Below are 20302 nucleotides of genomic sequence, written 5' to 3'. Positions count from 1 at the left end.
TATTTTTTAATTTTTATTTAAATATTCAAAAAATATATAATTAATTATCATGAGTACAACTAATTACGAAGCAAAAGATTTAAAAGTTTTAAAGGGTTTAGAGGCAGTTATTAAAAGACCTGGAATGTATGTTGGTTCTACTGATTCAAACGGATTACATCATCTAATTTGGGAAATTTTTGATAATGCTATTGATGAAGCATTAGCCGGATATGCTAATAATATTAAGGTAATATTAAAAAGTGATGGGTCTGTTATTGTTGAAGACAACGGAAGAGGTGTTCCAATCAATAAACATGAGACAGGAAAAAGTGGTGTTGAACTAGTATTTACCGAATTACATGCTGGCGGTAAATTTGGCGATGGGGCATACAAAACTAGTGGAGGACTTCATGGCGTTGGGTCCTCAGTAGTAAATGCTCTTAGTTCTAAGGTTGAAGTTAGCGTTTATCGCGACAAAAAAGAATACTTCACATCTTTTGAACAAGAAAAAATCACAAGTAAAACAACAATTATAGGACCAACTACAAAACGTGGAACTAAGGTTCAATTTTGACCTAATTATTCAATATTTAAAAAAGCAAAATTTTCATCTGAAACAGTTAAAGAAAAATTAAGAGAGGCCAGTTTCTTAATATCAAATTTGAAAATCAATTATATCAATGAAAATACTAACGAAAATGTTGTTTTTCAAACCAATGAAGGAATTAAAGAATATATCAACTTTGTTGGCGAGGGCCGAAAATTTATCAGTAGAATTTTCTTTGCGTCAGGAAAATCAAAAAACAATATTGAGGTTGAAATATCGTTAGCGTATACTGAAAACTATAGTGAATCAATATATTCCTTTGTCAATAATGTTAAAACTAGGGATGGAGGAACTCATGAAACAGCACTTAAATCTGCATTAACCAAAACAATTAATGAATGGTATGCAAAAAATTCAAGTTCTAAAACAAAAATTAATTTTGATGGATTAGATGTTAGAGAGGGAATAATTGCTGTAGTATCACTAAAAATTCCTGAAAGTATTCTTGAATTTGTTGGGCAAACTAAGGATAAATTAGGAACGCCTGAAGCAAGGGAATCTGTCGAAGATTTCTTTAGTGAAAAATTTACATTTTTTTTAAATGAAAACAAGCAAGAAGCTGACAAAATCATCGAGAAAATTAAGCGAACATATGACGGAAGAATTGCGGCAAGAAATGCTAGAAATGAAGCTAGAAAGGTAAAAAATAAACTCGATTCAAAAAAAATTCTTTCAAACAAATTAACTCCTGCACAAACAAAGAACAAAACAATCAAAGAACTTTTTTTAGTCGAAGGTGATTCAGCCGGAGGGTCAGCTAAAATGGGCAGAAATCGAATGACTCAAGCCATTCTTCCCTTACGTGGGGTTGTAATGAATACTGATAAGGCCAAGTTAGTTGATGTCCTTGCAAATGAAGAACTTGCAACAATTATTAACACGATTGGAGCTGGAATTGGTAGCGAATTCGATGCCAAGAATTCACAATATGGAAAAATTATTATTATGACTGATGCGGATGTTGATGGAGCCCATATCCAAATGCTTTTATTAACATTTTTCTGAAGATATATGAAAAAACTAATTGAATTAGGAATGGTATATATCGCTTTGCCCCCATTATATAAAATAACAATTAAAAACTCAAATAACAAATATTTCTATGCTTGAGACGAAGAACAACTAAGAAAAATAACGTCGCAATATACAAACTACGAAATCCAAAGATATAAAGGGCTTGGAGAAATGAATGCTGACCAACTTTGAGAAACAACAATGAATCCTGCAACTCGTTCAATCATTAAAGTAGGCATCGATCAGCAAGCATTAATAGAAAGGTATATAACTACCTTTATGAGTGATGATTCGGAGGCAAGAAAAAATTGAATCAATAATAACATCGACTTTTCAAGCATTGATGAATTTGAAATTAATAAAAAATAAATGAGGCACGACTTATGGACAAGAAAAATAAAAATAATTATGACCAAGTAATTGAAAATATTATTGATAAGAATATGGTCGACATTATGAGCGATAGTTTTGCCCGTTTTTCAAAATATGTTATTCAACAGCGTGCAATACCCGATGCCAGAGATGGCTTAAAACCAGTACAACGTCGTATCCTTTATTCAATGTGAAATCTAAAACTTAGAAACAAGGAGGCATTCAAAAAATCGGCACGGATTGTTGGGGATGTTTTAGGTAAATATCACCCACACGGCGATAGTTCTGTTTATGAAGCAATGGTAAGAATGGCGCAGGAATGAAAAAGCAATTATCCGCTTGTGCAAATGCATGGAAATAAGGGTTCCATTGATGATGACCCTGCTGCTGCTATGCGTTACACAGAATCAAGATTAGAAAAAATAACAGAACTAATGCTAAAAGATTTGGAGCGCAAAGTAGTGCCAATGATTCCAAACTTTGATGATTCAGAATATGAACCTGTTGTCTTACCGACCCTTTTTCCTAATTTGCTAGTAAATGGAGCAATGGGGATTGCATCAGGCTTTGCAACACAAATTCCACCCCATAATTTAGGGGAACTAATTGATGCCTTAATTGCTATGATTAAAAACCCAAATATCACCACTAGCGAATTAATGAATTATGTTAAAGGCCCTGACTTTCCGACCGGAGGCATAATTAACGGAACCAAAGGAATTCACGATGCTTTTATGACCGGAAGAGGAAAAATTGCACTATCCTCAAAATATAATTATGTTTATGACAAAAAAGAAAACATTGTTGGCATAGAAATTACTGAAATTCCCTTTGGTGTAGTTAAGTCGAAAATGGTTTTTGAAATTGATACAATCATTTCTTCAAAAGTAATTTCTGGAATTAAAGAAATTAGAGATCAATCTGATCGCGATGGATTATCAATATACATTGAACTTGAAGAAAATGCAAATGCCGAGGCAATCATGATATATCTAATGAACAAAACTAAACTAAGAGTTAATTATGATTACAATATGCTTGCTATATATAAAAATGCACCTAGCCTATTATCGCTTTACAAAGCATTATATGCATTTCTTGAGCATTCAAAACAAATAAATACCAATGGAATAAAATACGATCTTCAAAGATATAAATTACGCCATGAAATCGTTGAAGGTTTTATTAGAGTAGCAGAAATTTCTGATGAAGTTATCAAATTAATCAAGGAAAGTGATAATTCCAAAAAAGGTGTAATTCTTTCACTAATAAAGGCATTTAATTTTAGTGAAATTCAGGCAACAGCCATAGCTGAGCTAAGACTATATAAACTTTCGAGAATGGATCAAATTGAATTTCAGCAAGAAAAAACTAACCTTGAAGCCTTAATTACACAATGTAAAACCTTACTTAGTGATAACTACGAATTTAATATTTTTTTAATAAAACAACTAACTGAAATAAAAATTGAATATGCACAGGATAGAAAAACCATAATTAAAGAAGAAGGCATAAATAAAGATATTGATCATAAACTTCTTGCTAAAAATGAAAATTTTTATTTCTTTATTTCTCAAGAAGGCTATATCAAAAAAATTAGTACAAAAATTTATAATGCTAACGACTTTGCTACATATAAACTAAAAGAAGGAGATGCAATTAAATATTATGATGAAATTAATTCTCTTTCAAAATTAATTTTCTTTACTAACAAGGGTAATTTTTTCATCATTGAAGCACATATTTTAAAAGATAATTCATGAAAAGAATTGGGTGTGCATATATCTTCATTAGTGAATCTTGATAGCAATGAAAAAATTATTCGAGTAATGGAAATAACATCATATGAATCGTATGCTAACATTATACTAATAACAAAATATGGTTTCGCTAAAAAAGTAAAGATATCTAGCTTTAATTCAAAAGTATTAAACAAGAAGAGAATTTGTATAAATTTTAAAAATAATGATGATGAATTAATCGATGCAAAAATTGGCAATGATGAAAAGGATATTTTTATACTGCTTAATAATGGTTCATATTTCTTATTAAATGAAAATGTTTTTTCAACTGACCTAGCCCTCAAAGCGCAAGGCATAAAACTATTACCTAAATTACAAACAAATGAAGAAATTTTTGTGTCTACTTTTACAACTTGTTTACCTTTAAATGTAGTAACAATGATAACTGAAGGCGGAATGTATAAACAATGAAATATGAGGGACATAAAATATACAGGGCGCGCAAACCGTGGGACCAAATTATTCAACTGTTTAAAAAATATCAATTGCATTCCAAAATGTCTAGAAGTAAATACTAAAAACCTTGAATTACTAATAACAAATGAAAATAATGAAACACAAAAACTTGATTTTAAGTGCAGTCAAAGTGATAAAATTAAGATCGAAAAATTAAATAAATTTAGCAATGAATTAAATAATTCGGGTTACTTAATTCAGCATATAAAAATAAACAAACTTATTGAAGATGATAGTAAGCAAAAAGAAATTCTAAAACTGAAATTTCAAGATAATTTAACAAAAAATAGCAGCATCGAAGAAACAACTGAAACAACACTATTTAAAAAAAATTATTACACTAATTCATTAAAGATTAATAACCAAATCTTTGATGAAGAAGATCAAATTAACCTTTTTGATGCGGCCAATGACTTCAAAGAACTTAATCATAAAATATCAAATAAGGAACATTTAAAGAAATCATTATCACTTGAAGAAAAAATAAAAGCAATGGATGATATTGATTTTGATTTGATCGAGCAAAAAGTTGAGCAAATTAAGAAAAAATAGTTATAATATTAACTATCCTTCTAAAGTAATAAAATTAGCAAATATTGAAAGGAAATGCGATGAGAAAAGACGTTAGATTAGCAAATAAGGTTAAAGCTGAAAAAAGAGCTCACAAATTAGCTAAAGAAAGAGCCCGCGACCTAAGAAGAGAAGCAAGAAAAGCTGAAGCAAAATCACAATAATAATATATTTTGTAACCTTTTAAGCACACTGTGGTGTGTTTTTTTAATGTTAAGAACATTGCTATTAATATAAAATAACACAAGTTCTATGTCGTAAGTATTAACCTTCTTTTAAGGCATATTAGAGTATTATAAAAACGCTAAAAATTAAATAGTATTATAATTAAAATGTTAACCAATTTATTCTAAGGAAATTATTAATATGAAAAAAACTTATTCAAAAAACATAATGATTTATTTAACAACACTAACGTTACCAACAACATTTTTGATTTTGTCCTCATGTTCAACGCAAACACAAACTTCTGAAAATGAAAAAAAATATCTAAATAAAAAAGAAGAACTTCTAAAAAACATCCTTAAAATAAAAGATAATGAAAAATTAAATAAACTATGAAACAAGCTAGAGATTATAGAAAGCAAGGAAAACTCTAAAAACTTTGATTCATTAATTAAGGAAATTGAAATATTAAATAATGAAACTCTAAGGGAAATAAGTCCTTCAGCAAATCCAAATGATAAAAAATCAGAAGCAGGAAGCGAGAATAATCCTATTACTCCCGATAAGAAAGAGAAAGATAATAGACAACAAGAACAAGATAATAACACCTTGGCAAGAAATGGCGCTGCTCCAACCACAAATAATGGATTTCACATCCAATATGATAACTCGAATAAATTTTATGAATCACTAAATGGATTAAGTGGACAAGAATTAAGAGACAAACTTTTTATGATTCAACTACAAAACCGAGACAAAACGGGTGTCGGTAGAGCTGCTTATGCAAAGTTGCACAATACTTATGTTGATGCATTCGTTGATAAGTATTATGAAAAAGATGGCACAGTTTTAGATCTATATACGGAAATAATTGGGGGAAAAGACAAATACAACTTTGAATTTGGCAAATATCGTGACATTGGAAATAAAGAGGGGCAAGGTATGAATCGTGAACATATCATTGCACAATCCTGATTTGCAAAACAAGGGCCAATGAGAAATGATGCCCACCATGTTTGACCGTCAGATAAAAAAGTCAATGCTATCCATGGTAATTTACCATATGGAGAAACTCAAAATGGCAAAATAGTTTCAAGCAATGGTTCAAAGTTAGGAATTGGAAAAGAAGATGGAGAGCAGGTTTTTGAAGTAATAGATGAATTTAAAGGTGATATAGCAAGAGTTTTCTTCTATTTTGTGTTAACTTATAGAGACAAAAATATTACAAACAACCACTCTGCACAAAGAGTATTTTTTGAAGAAAATGGCATAAATCAAATAAAACAAAAATATTTAGAAACTTATTTAAAATGAAATAAATTAGATGGAATTTCACAATTTGATATCGATAGAAACAATGGTGTTTATAAACATCAAAGAAATCGTAACCCATTTACTGACTATCCTGAATTAATAAAGGTCTATTTTGAACATGACGATAATTACGTCTTTCAAAACAAAGGGATTGCTATAAAATTAGTTAAAAATTAATCTTATTTTAAGGATTTAAAATGAAAAAATATATTCAATTTAAGCAAGAAAAAGAAGCGTTTGATAAAATGATCAAAAACATTGCAAACTTATGCGAAATCCCTTCCATCAGTATAGAGCAAGAAGGAAAATATCCATTTGGTATAAACGCTGATAATGCTTTAAACTATGCCCTAAAATTAGCTGATTCTTTTGGCTTTGAAACATATAAAGATCCCCACAATCGATATGGATATGCACAAATTGGTAATGGGGCAAAAATTCTAGGTATTTTAGCTCACTTAGATGTTGTTCCTGCTGGCGATGAAAAGCAATGAAAAACTAGCGCCTTTGTTCCAGTAATCACTGATAATGAAATAATTTGTAGAGGTAGTCTTGATGACAAGGGTCCTGCAATCATTAACATGTATGCAATGAAATATCTCAAAGACAATGGTCTGGTAAATGATGAATGGTCTATTCGAATTATCTTTGGGATTTCCGAAGAGACAACTATGAAATCAATGAAATTTTATCTTGCAGACTTTGGACATCCATATGTTTCATATACTCCTGACGGAGAATGGCCACTTATTTTTGCAGAAAAACTTATATATCAAGTTAGTTTTATTTTTAATAAAATTGACAATCTTGAAATAAATGCCGGAAATGTTGTAAATCAAATACCAGACAAAACTGAATATATATACAACGGAAAGCTACACAGTGTATTAGGGAAGGGTGGTCATGGTTCAACGCCAGAAAAAGGTGATAATGCTATTATCAAATCAATCCTAGAACTAAAAGAAAAAGATCCCCAATTGTTAAGATATAATCTAATAAAATTTATTAGTGAAAATTTAGAAACTCGTGATTTTAGATTAAAAAATATTTTTCCAGACTATGATGATTTCTCGGGTAGCCTTAGTGCTAATCTTGGTATTATCAAAACAACCTCTGACAAACATATCATAACTTTTGATTTGCGAGTCCCGGCAACCCATTCTGTTGAAGAGGTTACAAATTCTATAAAAAAATACCTTTCATGCAATTTTTCGGATGTACATTTTGAAGTAGTTGGAACTAAAAATTCTATGTTTATGTCACCCGAGAGCAAATTAATAAAATTACTAATGCAAACATATAATGAAGCAATAAATACCAAAGAGCTACCATTAGCAATTGGTGGAGGGACCTACGCACGTATAGTTAATAATTGCGTAGCTTTTGGTTCAACAAAATATATGCATTTAATGCATGGACCAAACGAATGCTTCACATTCAAAGAAATAAAAAAATCGCTCGAAATTTACATTAATGCTCTAAATAGAATACAAGATGAAATATAATGAAAATAAGAATAGAAAAAATCATTTCTTGATATCTTAACATTTCAAGAAATGAATGCAAAAAAATAATAAAAGCTAAAAGGGTTCTAATAAATAATAAATCAATCCTTAAGCCAATTTGTGTTGATATTAATAATGATACAATTATGATTGATGGTAAGCTAGTTGAATATAAAGAAAAACAATATTTTGTTTTCAACAAACCATCAGGATACATAACGGCAAATTTTGATAAAAAAAGTAAAACAATTTTCGAAATTATTGACCTTGATCCCAATAAATTTTTTTCATATGGTAGACTTGACAAAGACACAGAGGGATTATTAATAATAAGTAATGATGGTTTTTTAGGCCATCAAATTATGAACTCAAAATTCGAAATACCTAAAACGTATTATTTCCAGACTAATAAACCTTTTGATGACAAAATAAAAAATCACTATCCCAAACCAATTATCATTGCAAATAATTATCATGTAGAAAGATATGAGTTTATCTTTATAGACTCTAAATCTGCCTATATAACTATTTATGAAGGTAAATTTCATCAAGTTAAGGAAATGCTAAATTTTTTTGGTTATAAAATAACCTACCTAAAAAGAGTATCAATAGGCACACTAAAATTAGATAATAATTTGAATCTGGGCGAAATCAAAGAAATATGTCAAGATGAAATTAACAAAATTTTAGAGAATTGTAAAACTTTTAAAAAGTAAAATTAGGTTTTTTTAAAAGATATAACAAAGATTATTGCTTTAACAAAAAAATCTGGATTTAAACCAGTTTTTTTAATTTAGCTCCATGAAAAAATGGCTTTATTAGTTAGCAAACAAATAGGTGCTAGTCTTCCCTAAATGATGAATTATACATTTTTTCATATAAACCTTTTTTAGCTAATAATTCCTTATGGGTACCAGATTCAACAATTTTGCCATTATTAACAACCAAAATTTTATCTGCGCTCAAAATAGTCGAAAGTCTATGAGCAATAATAAACGAAGTTTTTCCCTTCATTAATTTCATCATTGCTTTTTGAATTATTTTTTCAGTTCTCGTATCAATATTAGAAGTTGCCTCATCAAGAATTAAAATATTTCGATTAGCAATGATTGCTCGCGTTATAGCAATTAATTGTCTTTCACCTTGCGATAAATTAGCACCACCTTCTTCAATAATTTCTTCATATCCATTTCCTAATCGCATTATAAACTCATCTGCGTGCGAAATTTTTGCAGCTTCCTTTATTTCATCATCAGTAGCATTTGGATTAGCATAACGAAGATTTTGCATAATTGTGGTTTTAAATAAAAATGTATCTTGCAAAACAATCGATATTTGTTGTCTTCAACTTTGTTCTTTAATATCGCGCGAATTATTTCCATCAATTTCAATGTTACCAGATAGCGGTAAATAAAACTTACTTAAAAGATTTATAATCGTAGTTTTACCAGCACCAGTAGGGCCAACAATAGCAAATACTTGGCCTTTTTTTGCCATAAATGAAGCATTTTTTAATTGAAGATTATTAACATCATTTGTATAGGAAAAATCAACATTCATAAATGAAACATTTCCCTTTGTATAATTAATTGACCTTAATTTGGTTTCATCAACAAGTGGTTTGAATGTAGCCAAATTCATTACTCTAACTGCTGAAACTAGCGCCATTTGAATAGACGAAAGATTCTCAAAAACACGAACAATACTATTAGCCATAACTCTTATGTATAAAACAAATGTAATAATAACCCCGGGCGTAAAATTAGAATTAGAGCCTGTACCAATATTTGCAACCGTAAATGCAGAAGCGATTACAACAATAATTAATTGCAATATATTAATAACGGCATTGCCAAGAGGTCACATTAAACCAATATACAGATTAGCCTTAAGAGATGAACTATATAATTTATTATTTCTAATAATAAACTCGTCTTCAATTTGTTTAGTAAAATCAAGTGATCTAATTAAATGATGTGCAGCAAGGTTTTCTTCAATGAACCCATTTAATGAAGCAACACATGATTGTTGCTTCCTAAATTGTGGATTAGCCTTCTTTAAAACAATAAAAACAAAGCAAAGCATTAAAGGCATTAAAAATAAAGTAATAAGAGTTAAATAAGCAGAATAGTAAAACATAAATCCAAAGGATGAAATGATTGTTGTAAAAGTTATAATAATAGTATTAAGGCTTCCAGTCATACCATTATTTATATTATCAATATCACTAGTTAATATAGACATTAATTCGCCAGTCTTAACTGAGTCAAAAAATGAAACAGGCATTTTCATAATTGCCTTATAAGCATCTTCTCGCATAATTAAACATGACAAAATTGAGGCTCTAACTGATAAAACATTTGAAATTAACGAAAAAATTTGCTGAAAAACAAATATTAATATAAGTAAAACAAAATGTCACACAAAGCTTGAAATATTAAAATTATCAACATATTCTGGTACTAAAGATTTTATTTCGCCAACAAGAAATGAAGCAGATAAAAAATTATCAATAAAATATCCTAAAAAGAAAGTACCGGTAGTTAAACATAAGGCCGAAAAAACTGAAAAGACAATTATCCAAAAAAGATTCCCTTTTCTATAATTCAAATACCAAATTAATCTTTTGAAGGCGCCTCTTTTTATTTTTCTTCTTTGCTTTTGAATATTCTTTTTTTGGGTTTTTGTTAAACTTTGTTGCTTATCATCCACCTTAAGAGGATCCAAATTATACATCTAAACCTCCTAACTGCGTTTTTGCTATTTCTAGGTATAGCTTCGAAGTTTTTAATAACTCTTTATGTGTCCCGATATCGCTTATCAAACCATTTTCCATTACCAGTATTCGGTCAGCATCAATAATTGATGATATTTTTTGTGTAATAATAATAGTTACAATTTTTCTTGAAGAAAAATGCATATCAATATTATCCTTAACCATTTTCTCAGTTTTAGTATCAAGAGCAGATGTTGCATCATCTAATATCAAAATCTTTGGTTGCTTTAAAAGGCCTTGAGCTATTGAAATTCTCTGTTTTTGTCCTCCTGACAAATTTGATCCATTTTTAAGAACCTCATGCTCAAATCCATCATTGTATGCATTTATAAAATCATAAGCAAATGCTAATTTTGCAAAATATTCTAAATCTTCTTGTGTAGCTTTGTTATTTGCCATTAATAAATTAGACTTAATAGTTCCAGAAAGCAAAATTGGTTTTTGATAAACAAACGAAATATTTTTTCGTAAAGAAGCTGTATCAATTTCATTAATATCATTGCCATCAATGCTAATGCTTCCGTGGATAGTTTTAAATTCATGGCTAAGTAATCTAGCAAGCGTTGTCTTGCCTGATCCGGTCGGCCCTATTATTCCAATTTTTTCACCTGGATTTATTTTTAAATTAATATCTTTTATAACAAAATTTTCGGATTCTTCATGATACTTAAATGAAACATTTTTTAATTCAATTTCACCTTTAGTAATAACTTTATTAGATTTTATAAAATCTATATCTGCTTCTTTTTTTAAGATTTCAATAACTCTTTTTGATGAAACATTTCCACGAGAAATTAAAAAGACTGCAAATGAAGACATAACTACCCCAATAGTAATAAACATTACATAATTTATAAATGTTGTAGCATTAGATATCTTTGTTTTATATAAGGATAATACATCGCTAAAATCCTTAAAAACTTTCAGATCAGTTATCACACCATAAGAACCTTGGTTAATTCTTGATCTAATAATAAAGCCAGTGGCTAATAATATACATGAAGTCACAATATTTGCAAACAAATTAATAAATGAAAAAGTAATATGATAAATAATTCAAGATTTTTTAGCTACGTTCGACCAGTTTTTATTACTATTTTGAAACTTATCTAATTGAACATTTTCAAGATTATATGATTTAATAACTCTTACACCTAAAATACTTTCTCTTGCTTCATTATTAATTTCATCATATGCTTTTTGTTCCTTTGGAAATAATCTCATAGAAGACATTCCTGCTAATGCCATAATAACAAATAATGCAGGAACAAAAGCACCTAATGTAATTGAAAGATTCAGATCAGTTAGCAAAGCAAAAACTAACCCAAAAATTAAATTGCAAGGGCCGATAATGCTTAATCTTAAACCAGAGGAAATTCCAATTTGTATCCTAGATATATCGATAGTAAATCTTGTTAAAATTTTTGAATGACTAAAAAACTCAATATCTTTTTCCGAAAGAATTGTTAAATGCTGTCATAACGACTTTCGAATATGTTTTGCAGCACCTGTCGAAATATATGAAGCAAGCATAGACCCTAATAAGGTTACTATTGTTCCAATTAATAACACAAGAGCAAAATATGAGGTAAACCACTTTATAGAATAAGAGAGTGTTCCTTCAATTGTAAACAATCTAAGAATATTGATTTTAGAATAATCTAATATACTTGTTTGATCTTTATGCAATTGTAAAAATGAATTTTGTGCGATTAAATTGGATAAATTTCCAATGAAAATCGGCACAAATAAAAAGCAGATAACTTGAAGTAATGTTAGCAAAATGGTTATAATTGATAAAATTTTATACTTATGGTCCATGTATCTAAATAATCGAAGCAACATTAACTCCTTTAATTAAAATTTAATATCTTTATTAATTATATATTAATTAATCATGATTGCTTATTGTTTCAAAATCATTGCAATACCTAGAAAAAAAGTAGCTTTATAAGGCTACTTTAAAACAAACTATAAATTTATTGCTTCATTTGCAATGAATTGTTCTTCCTCGGCACGAATTACATAAATAGGAATAGCGCTTGATGCATCAGAAATAATCTTATAATCACTAAATTCTCGGCATTGATTCTTCTTATTATCTAGTGAAAGATTAACAATATTTATTTTATTTATAACTTCACTTCTTATATAGTCGTCGTTTTCGCCAACGCCTGCAGTAAATACTATAGCATCAACTTTTTCTGTAATTCTATTTAAATAGGTAATTAAATAATCGGCAATTCTTTGGGTATATAAATCAAGAGCAAATTGCGCATCTGAATTAGTTACCTTGGCCTTTTGAATATCCCTTAGATCAGATGAAATACCAGAAACGCCCAACATACCAGACTGCTCATTGAATAATTTAAATAGTTCTTCAACACTAATATCCTTGTGCTTTAGAATGAATGGAATAATCGATGGATCAAAATCCCCTGATCTAGTCCCCATCATAATACCAGCGAGCGGTGTAAAACCCATACTCGTATCAATTGACTGACTATTTTGCACAGCACATAAACTTGCACCATTTCCGATATGTAAACTAACTATGTTAACGTCTTTTTTATTTAAAATTTCTTGGCACTTTAAAGTAATATAATTATGATTTAATCCATGAAATCCATACTTTCTAATATTTAATTCCTTTGCTAAATCCTTATTTATAGGATATGAATACGAGATCCTAGGCATGGTTTGATGAAATGTAGTATCAAAATGCATTGACATTTTTGCAGAAGGTAATAAAGCTTTGAATGCTTCAATTGCTTCAATTGCGCCAGGGTTGTGAACTGGTGCCAAATCTATTGATTGCTTTAAAATTTCGATTTTCTCTTCATCGATAAGGGTTGTTTTTTGCAATTTTGGACCACCATTCACAATACGAAATGCAACTTTTTCAATATCATTAAAATCTTTTATGATATTGAATTCTTTTCACTGTTTTACCAATTGTTTGACAGCTTCTAAAAACGTAGGAAGAGGTATTTCAAAATCTTTATTAATTTCCTTATATTTCAATGTAAGAATACCTTGTCTCAACTTAATGCGTTGAGCAATTCCCTTAGCCTCAACAACCAATTTCTCATTAAACAATGTTCATTTAATAGAACTAGATCCTGCATTTATAACTAATATTTTTTTCATAAAATATACTCCTAAATATGTTTTTTAAATTATATTATAAAGACTAGATATAAAACTATATTATTTATAATTATTTAGCTCTAATTATTTTTTTAAAGATTTTAAGTATAGATTTCAGAAGCTTAAAAAAGTTTAACTAACCGAAAAGCTAGTTAAACTTTTTTTAATAACAATTTGTAAAATATATGATTATTTAATAATTTCTAACAATCGATGAATTTAAGAATTTATACCCAAAATTATTAAACGATAGCAGATAAAAATCATTAAAGGTTTGATAATTTTTGACTTGTTTTAAAATATAAAATTCATATATAGTTGTAGAAATAGCTAGCGAAAAAACATTAGAAATAATTATAATTAGCATTCTTGATATTGCTGATAATGGGATATTTTTTTCTTCATGATGTCTATTATAAAAGATAATAACAGAAGCAATCAAAATACTCATTATAGCCAATGGAATCAAAATATCAAACATAAGTATTCTCAAAATTGCAATCTTTTTTTGCTTTATAAAGTCAGGAGTCATAAATGAATGCATAGCAAAGTCTGTTTCTATTTCTTTTTCCAAATTCTTAAAATGAGGCGATTCATGTGAATATCCCAATATCTCAGCAGTAATCAAAATAATATCATTTTTAGTCAATTCTTGTTCTTTCTTGGAATACAAGGCAAAGGGAATTCTAGGGTCCTTTAAAAAAACAAATTTTGATTTATTAGCCATTGACTTTAGATAACAGTAATATGAATAATAATCCTTTATCTTAGCTCTTTTAATTAAATCAAGAAAAATAAAAGCTAGCAATATTGATAATATTCCCGAAATTAAACCAGCAATAATGCTGACAGTAATATCGTTAAATATTTTAAAAGTGCTATCACTTGAATATTTATTTTCAAATATGGTAACCATATAAATAATTAAGGCTCATACAATGATAATGACAGCAATGGTTAATATCGAATATCAACTTGAATGTAAATCAAGCCGTTTTAACTTTCTTAATTCTTGTTTTCTGTTATTCATTAAACCACCTTTGGTATTTTATTATTTATTAAGATAAATTATAATAAAAAAATACTTATATTTGTATTATAAGTATTCTGTATCTACATTTGTGAAAGGTAAATTATTTATATGGTGCTCCAGACTGGACTTGAACCAGCACGGCTCTTAACCGGTTGATTTTGAGTCAACTGCGTCTGCCATTCCGCCACTGGAGCATAAAAGCATTAATAATTATAAATTATATTTTTAAAATAATGTTAAAAATAAAAAATCATAATTATTTCTTTTTAATTTTAAAATGCAAAATTAACTAATTGACAAATAAAAAGTTTTTATTTTTATGATTGGTAATATAATAATTATTGCTATGGATTTAAAAGAAATTTTTATGTTGCAAATTGACCTGGATAAGGCTTTTTCTGAAACCATTTCAAAAAAGGATTTTCGTTTTTTTGATACAAAAATTGTTATTGCTCTATTAGTTGAATTGGGAGAATTTGCCAACGAAGTTAAGGCCTTCAAATATTGAAAAAAAAATAAAGTTATAGATCGCGAAAAGATGCTAGAGGAGTTTGCTGATGGAATTCATTTTATAACTAGTATTGCATATCCAAAAGGTATAAGCCCAATTATCAAACCCTACATTAAGCACAAAAATTTTACACTTCAATTGGCATATACATACAAACTTTTTACCGAACTTTTAAATACCAAAGACAAAAATAAGGTCTTAAAGGCATACGAGGCTTATTTAGGTTTAGGCTTATTGGTTGATATTCAAGAAGAGGATATTGTTAATTCATATCTTGCTAAAAATAAAAAGAATTATCAAAGAATCAAAAATAGATATTAATAAAGGAAAGTGACAATTAAAAAATATAGTTAGTTTTACATAACTAGCCATATTTTTTTTACAAAAAATACTCAAATTACATTACATTGTTAACCTAAATATAAATTTATAAAATGATTCTAACTTAATTAATTCATTTATTTTTGAATCACAAAAACAATATTTAAATATTCCTAAAATTTAGGCTAAATTATATTAAGCTAACTTAGACATGCAACAAAAAAGTTCTTTAACTTCTGTATTTAATTAATTAGTTAATTAGTATTAATCTTTTTTCAACCTTAGAGGAAGGCAAATTAATAAATAAGGCTATAATTTAATGTATAAATTTTATTCTTATTTTTAAGGAGCTGTATATGTCAAAAAATATTGAAAATAATCAAGACTTTATTAAAATGAGCAAGCAAAAGCTTGCTAATAAAATTTGGTCTGCTGCTAATGAACTAAGATCTCAATTAGATGTAACAGAATATGACAAAATTATTTTAGGTCTAATATTTTATAAATTCCTATCTTCGAAACAAACTGAAACACTAATAGATAAAAACGGTGATTATCAACTAGCTCAAAAAAGTGAAAAGAAAGACAACGATAATGAATCATGTTTATATATTGAGGACCTTACCAAAGGCAATAATCCTGACGAAATAGTTGACAGTTTAAAAAACAATTTAGGATACTATATACCATATGAATACTTATTTTCTTCATGGAATAAAAAGGAATTTCGCAACAAATTTGATAGAAACTATATTATTGAGTCTATCAATCATTTTAATAGTGAAATCGAAGTTATTAATGAACCTAATTCATTATACAAAAACATCTTTGATGAGTTTTATCTTTCAATTCAAAAGGTGAAAAATGAAGATAGTATCAAAAAGATAATTAGAATTATTGATGAAATTCCAATCAAAAAACAAGATTACGATGTTTTAGGTTTTATTTATCAATATTTAATTGGCGAATTTGCATCAACAGCTGGTAAAAAAGCTGGTGAGTTTTATACTCCACTTGAAGCAGGAATTTTAATGTCCGATATTATTTCATTTCATCTAAGCAAGTTTACATATAATAAAAATGATCTCATTAGAATTTATGACCCTACCGCCGGATCTGGTTCCTTATTAATTAGAGTTGCTGAAAAATTCCAAAAACATATGAATGAATTGCATCATGATATTAGAATTAAATATATTGCCCAAGAAATTCTACCAACTTCATTCAAAACATTAAGTATGAACTTAATTATGCATAATATTCCACCACAATTAATAAATATTAGAGAAGCTGACACGTTGGAAGATGACTGGCCAACAGAAAGTAATGGTGACAAAAAAGTCAAAGCTATTGTAGCTAACCCACCTTATTCACACCTTTGAAAACCCGAAAATAAGGTGAATGATCCAAGATTTCAATCTTATGGTATAGCGCCAAAATCAAAAGCAGATTATGCTTTCTTATTGCATAGTTTATATCACTTAGACAAAGACGGAATAATGGCAATCGTTTTACCTCATGGCGTTTTATTTAGAGGGGGGTCCGAATATGAAATCAGAAAATCTTTAATCAAGAAACAAAAAATTGATACTATTATTGGTCTTCCTAATAACATGTTTATGGGTACAGGTATTGCAACCATAATTATGATTCTTAAAGAAAATAAAGCAACCGACGATTTTATGTTTGTTGACGGATCTAAACTTTTTTCAAAAGATGGAAATAAAAATAAACTAGATAGATCACATATTATTAAAATATCCGATGTTGTTAATAACCGAATTGAAAAAGAAGGATTTTCAAGAATTGTCTCACTAAAAGAAATTGAAGATAATGATTATAATTTAAACATTTCAAGATATATTGATAATTATGATAAGGAAGAAATTCACGATTTATATTCAACTATGTATGGCGGTGTATCTGACCAAGAAATTTCAACTTTAGATTCTTTTTGAAATAAATTTATCGGTCTAAAGGAGAAGCTTATTTCAAAAAGATCCGATGGGTATAATCTCTTAAATTTAAGAAATGAAGAATTAATAAATACAATAAAAAACGATAATTATGTAAAAGAATTTATTAACGAAAATAAGAATATCGCAATTTCAATTATTGAATTTATTAAAAATAATGTTCCATCATATCAAAGTATCAATGGTATTAATGTCTATAACTTTGAAAGCATTTTTGAAAAATTTATATTAAACATTAAGGATAATGCTTTTATTGAAAAATACGATATATATCAAATAGCAATAGAAAAATTTGAAATCATTAAGGAGGATATTGAAATAATTCAAAATTATCAAAATGATAATATTCCAATCTCTGAAATTATTTTTCAAGAAAAAAATGTCGAAAATAATAAAAACGGTAGTTTAGTTAATTGGGATGCTCGTTTAGTAAATAAAGAATCAATCATTAACAAGTTCTTTGCTGCTAGCTTAAATAAAAATGAAAAACTTAAATATGACATTGAATTAATAGAAAGTGAAATCAAGGAAACCTTTGATTCAATCGATGAAGAAGACAAAGATTTATTAGTATTTAAAGAAAATGGTTTTGATAATAAAGAATTATCAAAACAAGTTGCTATCTTAAAGAAAGACGAAAATGCCTTAGATAATATCGAATTATCCAAAAAGCTTCTTCATGTTCATAATTTAAATAATGAACTTAAGAATTTAAAAGACGAGCTAAAATCAAATGAATTCGAACTATTACATGATTCTCTTGAAAAATATAATTCATTAGATGAAGATACATTTTATGATCTCTTGTTTTACAAATGAACTAATAATATTTGCGAAAATATTGTTGAACTCGTTGATAAAATAATTGACTCATTTATCAATAAAATTGAAATATTATTCAATAAATACCAAAACACATTAAATGAAATAAACGATGAAATTAGTAAAAAAGAATCAGAATTAATCGAACTCCTTGCAGATTTAAAAGCAGATGATTATGATCAAAAGGCTATTAATGAATTAATCGCAATTCTAGGCGGTAATAAAAATGAGCAAAAATAATATGGTTCCATCAATAAGATTTAAGGAATTTACTAACGCTTGAGAACAGGAAAGGTTGGGAGAAATAGCGAAAATTACAAATGGAAAAAGTAATTCTAATGACTCGGTAAAAAATGGGGCATATCCTTTTTATATAAGATCAGAAGAAATACGTAGAAGTAATAAATATTTATATGATGAAGAAGCGATAATAACAATTGGAGAGGGAAATATAGGAAAAGTATTTCATTATGTAAATGGTAAGTTTGATCTACACCAAAGGTGTTATAAGATAAGTAATTTTAATTCAAATATATATGGTAAGTTTTTTTATTATTACTTTTCACAGAATTTTTATAAAAGGGCTATTACGGATAGTTCTAAAGCCACTGTCGATTCTATTAGACTAGAAACAATAACAGGAATGGCGATTAATATTCCTATCTTATTAAAAGAACAAATTAAAATATCAACTATTTTTGATTTTTTTAACACCCTCATCACCCTTCATCAGCGTAAGTTAAATGCCTTAGAAAATATCAAAAAAACCTTATTAGAAAAGATGTTTGCGGATGAAAAATCTGCATTTCCATCAATAAGATTTAAGGAATTTACTAACGCTTGAGAACAGGAAAGGCTAGAAAATATTTGTGATAGATTTGACAATTATAGGGTTCCAATTTCTGAAAAAAATAGAATAAAAGGGAATACTCCATATTATGGAGCAAATGGAATACAAGATTATGTGAAGGGTTATACTCATTCCGGAGAAAATATTTTAATTGCTGAGGATGGTGCAAATGATGTTAATAACTATTCAATTTTATACGTAAATGAAAAAATATGAGTTAATAACCATGCGCATGTTATAAAAACTAACAATAAATTAAATAATAATTTTTTTATATCTTTATCATTAAAGAGAGTTGATTGAAGTTCATTATTAGTTGGAGGTGAGCGTTTTAAACTCAATGCTAGTACATTAATGAATATATTTATTAAAATTTGTAATATAAATGAACAAAGCAAAATTTCAATCATTTTTAACAACATAAACACCCTCATCACCCTTCATCAGCGTAAGTTAAATGCCTTAGAAAAGATCAAAAAAAACCTTATTAGAAAAGATGTTTGCGGATGAAAAAAATCTGCTTTTCCATCAATAAGATTTAAGGAATTTACTAACGCTTGAGAACAGGAAAGGTTGGGAGAAATAGCGAAAATTACAAATGGAAAAAGTAATTCTAATGACTCGGTAAAAAATGGGGCATATCCTTTTTATATAAGATCAGAAGAAATACGTAGAAGTAATAAATATTTATATGATGAAGAAGCGATAATAACAATTGGAGAGGGAAATATAGGAAAAGTATTTCATTATGTAAATGGTAAGTTTGATCTACACCAAAGGTGTTATAAGATAAGTAATTTTAATTCAAATATATATGGTAAGTTTTTTTATTATTACTTTTCACAGAATTTTTATAAAAGGGCTATTACGGATAGTTCTAAAGCCACTGTCGATTCTATTAGACTAGAAACAATAACAGGAATGGCGATTAATATTCCTATCTTATTAAAAGAACAAATTAAAATATCAACTATTTTTGATTTTTTTAACACCCTCATCACCCTTCATCAGCGTAAGTTAAATGCCTTAGAAAATATCAAAAAAACCTTATTAGAAAAGATGTTTGTATAGGAGCA

The 20302-nt window shown here is 28.0% G+C and carries 13 protein-coding genes and 1 tRNA gene; 9 read left to right on the top strand and 5 right to left on the bottom strand.

Annotation, left to right across the window (positions count from 1 at the left end):
* Positions 1-49: 49 nt before the first annotated feature.
* The 6 genes from ACSH4Z_RS00340 to ACSH4Z_RS00315 all read left to right on the top strand — a co-directional run bounded on the left by ACSH4Z_RS00340 (position 50) and on the right by ACSH4Z_RS00315 (position 8503).
* Positions 50-1972, top strand: a complete 1923-nt coding sequence (locus ACSH4Z_RS00340; protein ID WP_438340647.1) for a DNA gyrase/topoisomerase IV subunit B — start codon at positions 50-52, stop codon at positions 1970-1972.
* A gap of 14 nt (positions 1973-1986) precedes the next feature.
* Positions 1987-4785, top strand: coding sequence for a DNA topoisomerase (ATP-hydrolyzing) (locus tag ACSH4Z_RS00335; protein ID WP_438340646.1), 2799 nt, complete (start codon positions 1987-1989; stop codon positions 4783-4785).
* Positions 4786-4844: 59 nt separating this feature from the next.
* Entirely contained in the window at positions 4845-4967 is a 123-nt protein-coding gene (locus ACSH4Z_RS00330; RefSeq protein WP_438340645.1) for a hypothetical protein, read from the top strand.
* Between the two features lie 202 nt (positions 4968-5169).
* Positions 5170-6459, top strand: coding sequence for an endonuclease (locus tag ACSH4Z_RS00325; RefSeq protein ID WP_438340644.1), 1290 nt, complete (start codon positions 5170-5172; stop codon positions 6457-6459).
* 20 nt (positions 6460-6479) lie between these two features.
* Entirely contained in the window at positions 6480-7787 is a 1308-nt protein-coding gene (locus ACSH4Z_RS00320; RefSeq protein WP_438340643.1) for a M20/M25/M40 family metallo-hydrolase, read from the top strand.
* Positions 7787-8503: a pseudouridine synthase gene (locus tag ACSH4Z_RS00315; protein WP_438340642.1), complete on the top strand. Its 717-nt coding sequence runs from the start codon at positions 7787-7789 to the stop codon at positions 8501-8503. Before ACSH4Z_RS00320 ends, ACSH4Z_RS00315 begins: the two co-directional genes overlap by 1 nt.
* A 124-nt stretch (positions 8504-8627) precedes the next feature.
* Here ACSH4Z_RS00315 and ACSH4Z_RS00310 read toward each other — a convergent pair whose 3' ends face one another.
* The 5 genes from ACSH4Z_RS00310 to ACSH4Z_RS00290 all read right to left on the bottom strand — a co-directional run bounded on the left by ACSH4Z_RS00310 (position 8628) and on the right by ACSH4Z_RS00290 (position 14940).
* Complete coding sequence (locus ACSH4Z_RS00310) at positions 8628-10523, bottom strand: ABC transporter ATP-binding protein (RefSeq protein WP_438340641.1); 1896 nt, start codon at positions 10521-10523, stop codon at positions 8628-8630.
* Entirely contained in the window at positions 10516-12384 is a 1869-nt protein-coding gene (locus ACSH4Z_RS00305; protein ID WP_438340640.1) for an ABC transporter ATP-binding protein, read from the bottom strand. Before ACSH4Z_RS00305 ends, ACSH4Z_RS00310 begins: the two co-directional genes overlap by 8 nt.
* Before the next feature lie 150 nt (positions 12385-12534).
* Positions 12535-13713, bottom strand: a complete 1179-nt coding sequence (locus ACSH4Z_RS00300; RefSeq protein WP_438340639.1) for an acetate/propionate family kinase — start codon at positions 13711-13713, stop codon at positions 12535-12537.
* A 193-nt stretch (positions 13714-13906) separates the two neighbouring features.
* Positions 13907-14743: a hypothetical protein gene (locus ACSH4Z_RS00295; RefSeq protein ID WP_438340638.1), complete on the bottom strand. Its 837-nt coding sequence runs from the start codon at positions 14741-14743 to the stop codon at positions 13907-13909.
* A 112-nt stretch (positions 14744-14855) separates the two neighbouring features.
* Positions 14856-14940 (bottom strand) — tRNA-Leu (locus ACSH4Z_RS00290).
* 125 nt (positions 14941-15065) lie between these two features.
* Between ACSH4Z_RS00290 and ACSH4Z_RS00285 the strand changes: the two genes are divergently transcribed.
* The 3 genes from ACSH4Z_RS00285 (at position 15066) to ACSH4Z_RS00275 (ending at position 20297) form a co-directional block, all read left to right on the top strand.
* Entirely contained in the window at positions 15066-15578 is a 513-nt protein-coding gene (locus tag ACSH4Z_RS00285; protein WP_438340637.1) for a dUTP diphosphatase, read from the top strand.
* Between the two features lie 356 nt (positions 15579-15934).
* Positions 15935-18616: a type I restriction-modification system subunit M gene (locus tag ACSH4Z_RS00280; RefSeq protein WP_438340636.1), complete on the top strand. Its 2682-nt coding sequence runs from the start codon at positions 15935-15937 to the stop codon at positions 18614-18616.
* A complete protein-coding gene (locus ACSH4Z_RS00275; RefSeq protein ID WP_438340635.1) occupies positions 18603-20297 on the top strand; it encodes a restriction endonuclease subunit S in 1695 nt (564 codons plus the stop codon). The genes ACSH4Z_RS00280 and ACSH4Z_RS00275 overlap by 14 nt, the downstream gene beginning before the upstream one ends.
* Positions 20298-20302: the final 5 nt, after the last annotated feature.

The sequence above is a fragment of the Mycoplasma sp. 125 genome, from assembly GCF_051549845.1.
Lineage (GTDB): Bacteria > Bacillota_I > Bacilli_A > Mycoplasmatales > Metamycoplasmataceae > Metamycoplasma.
Note: the sequence above shows the minus strand (reverse complement) of the source record. Positions and strands in the feature narration are given on the sequence as shown.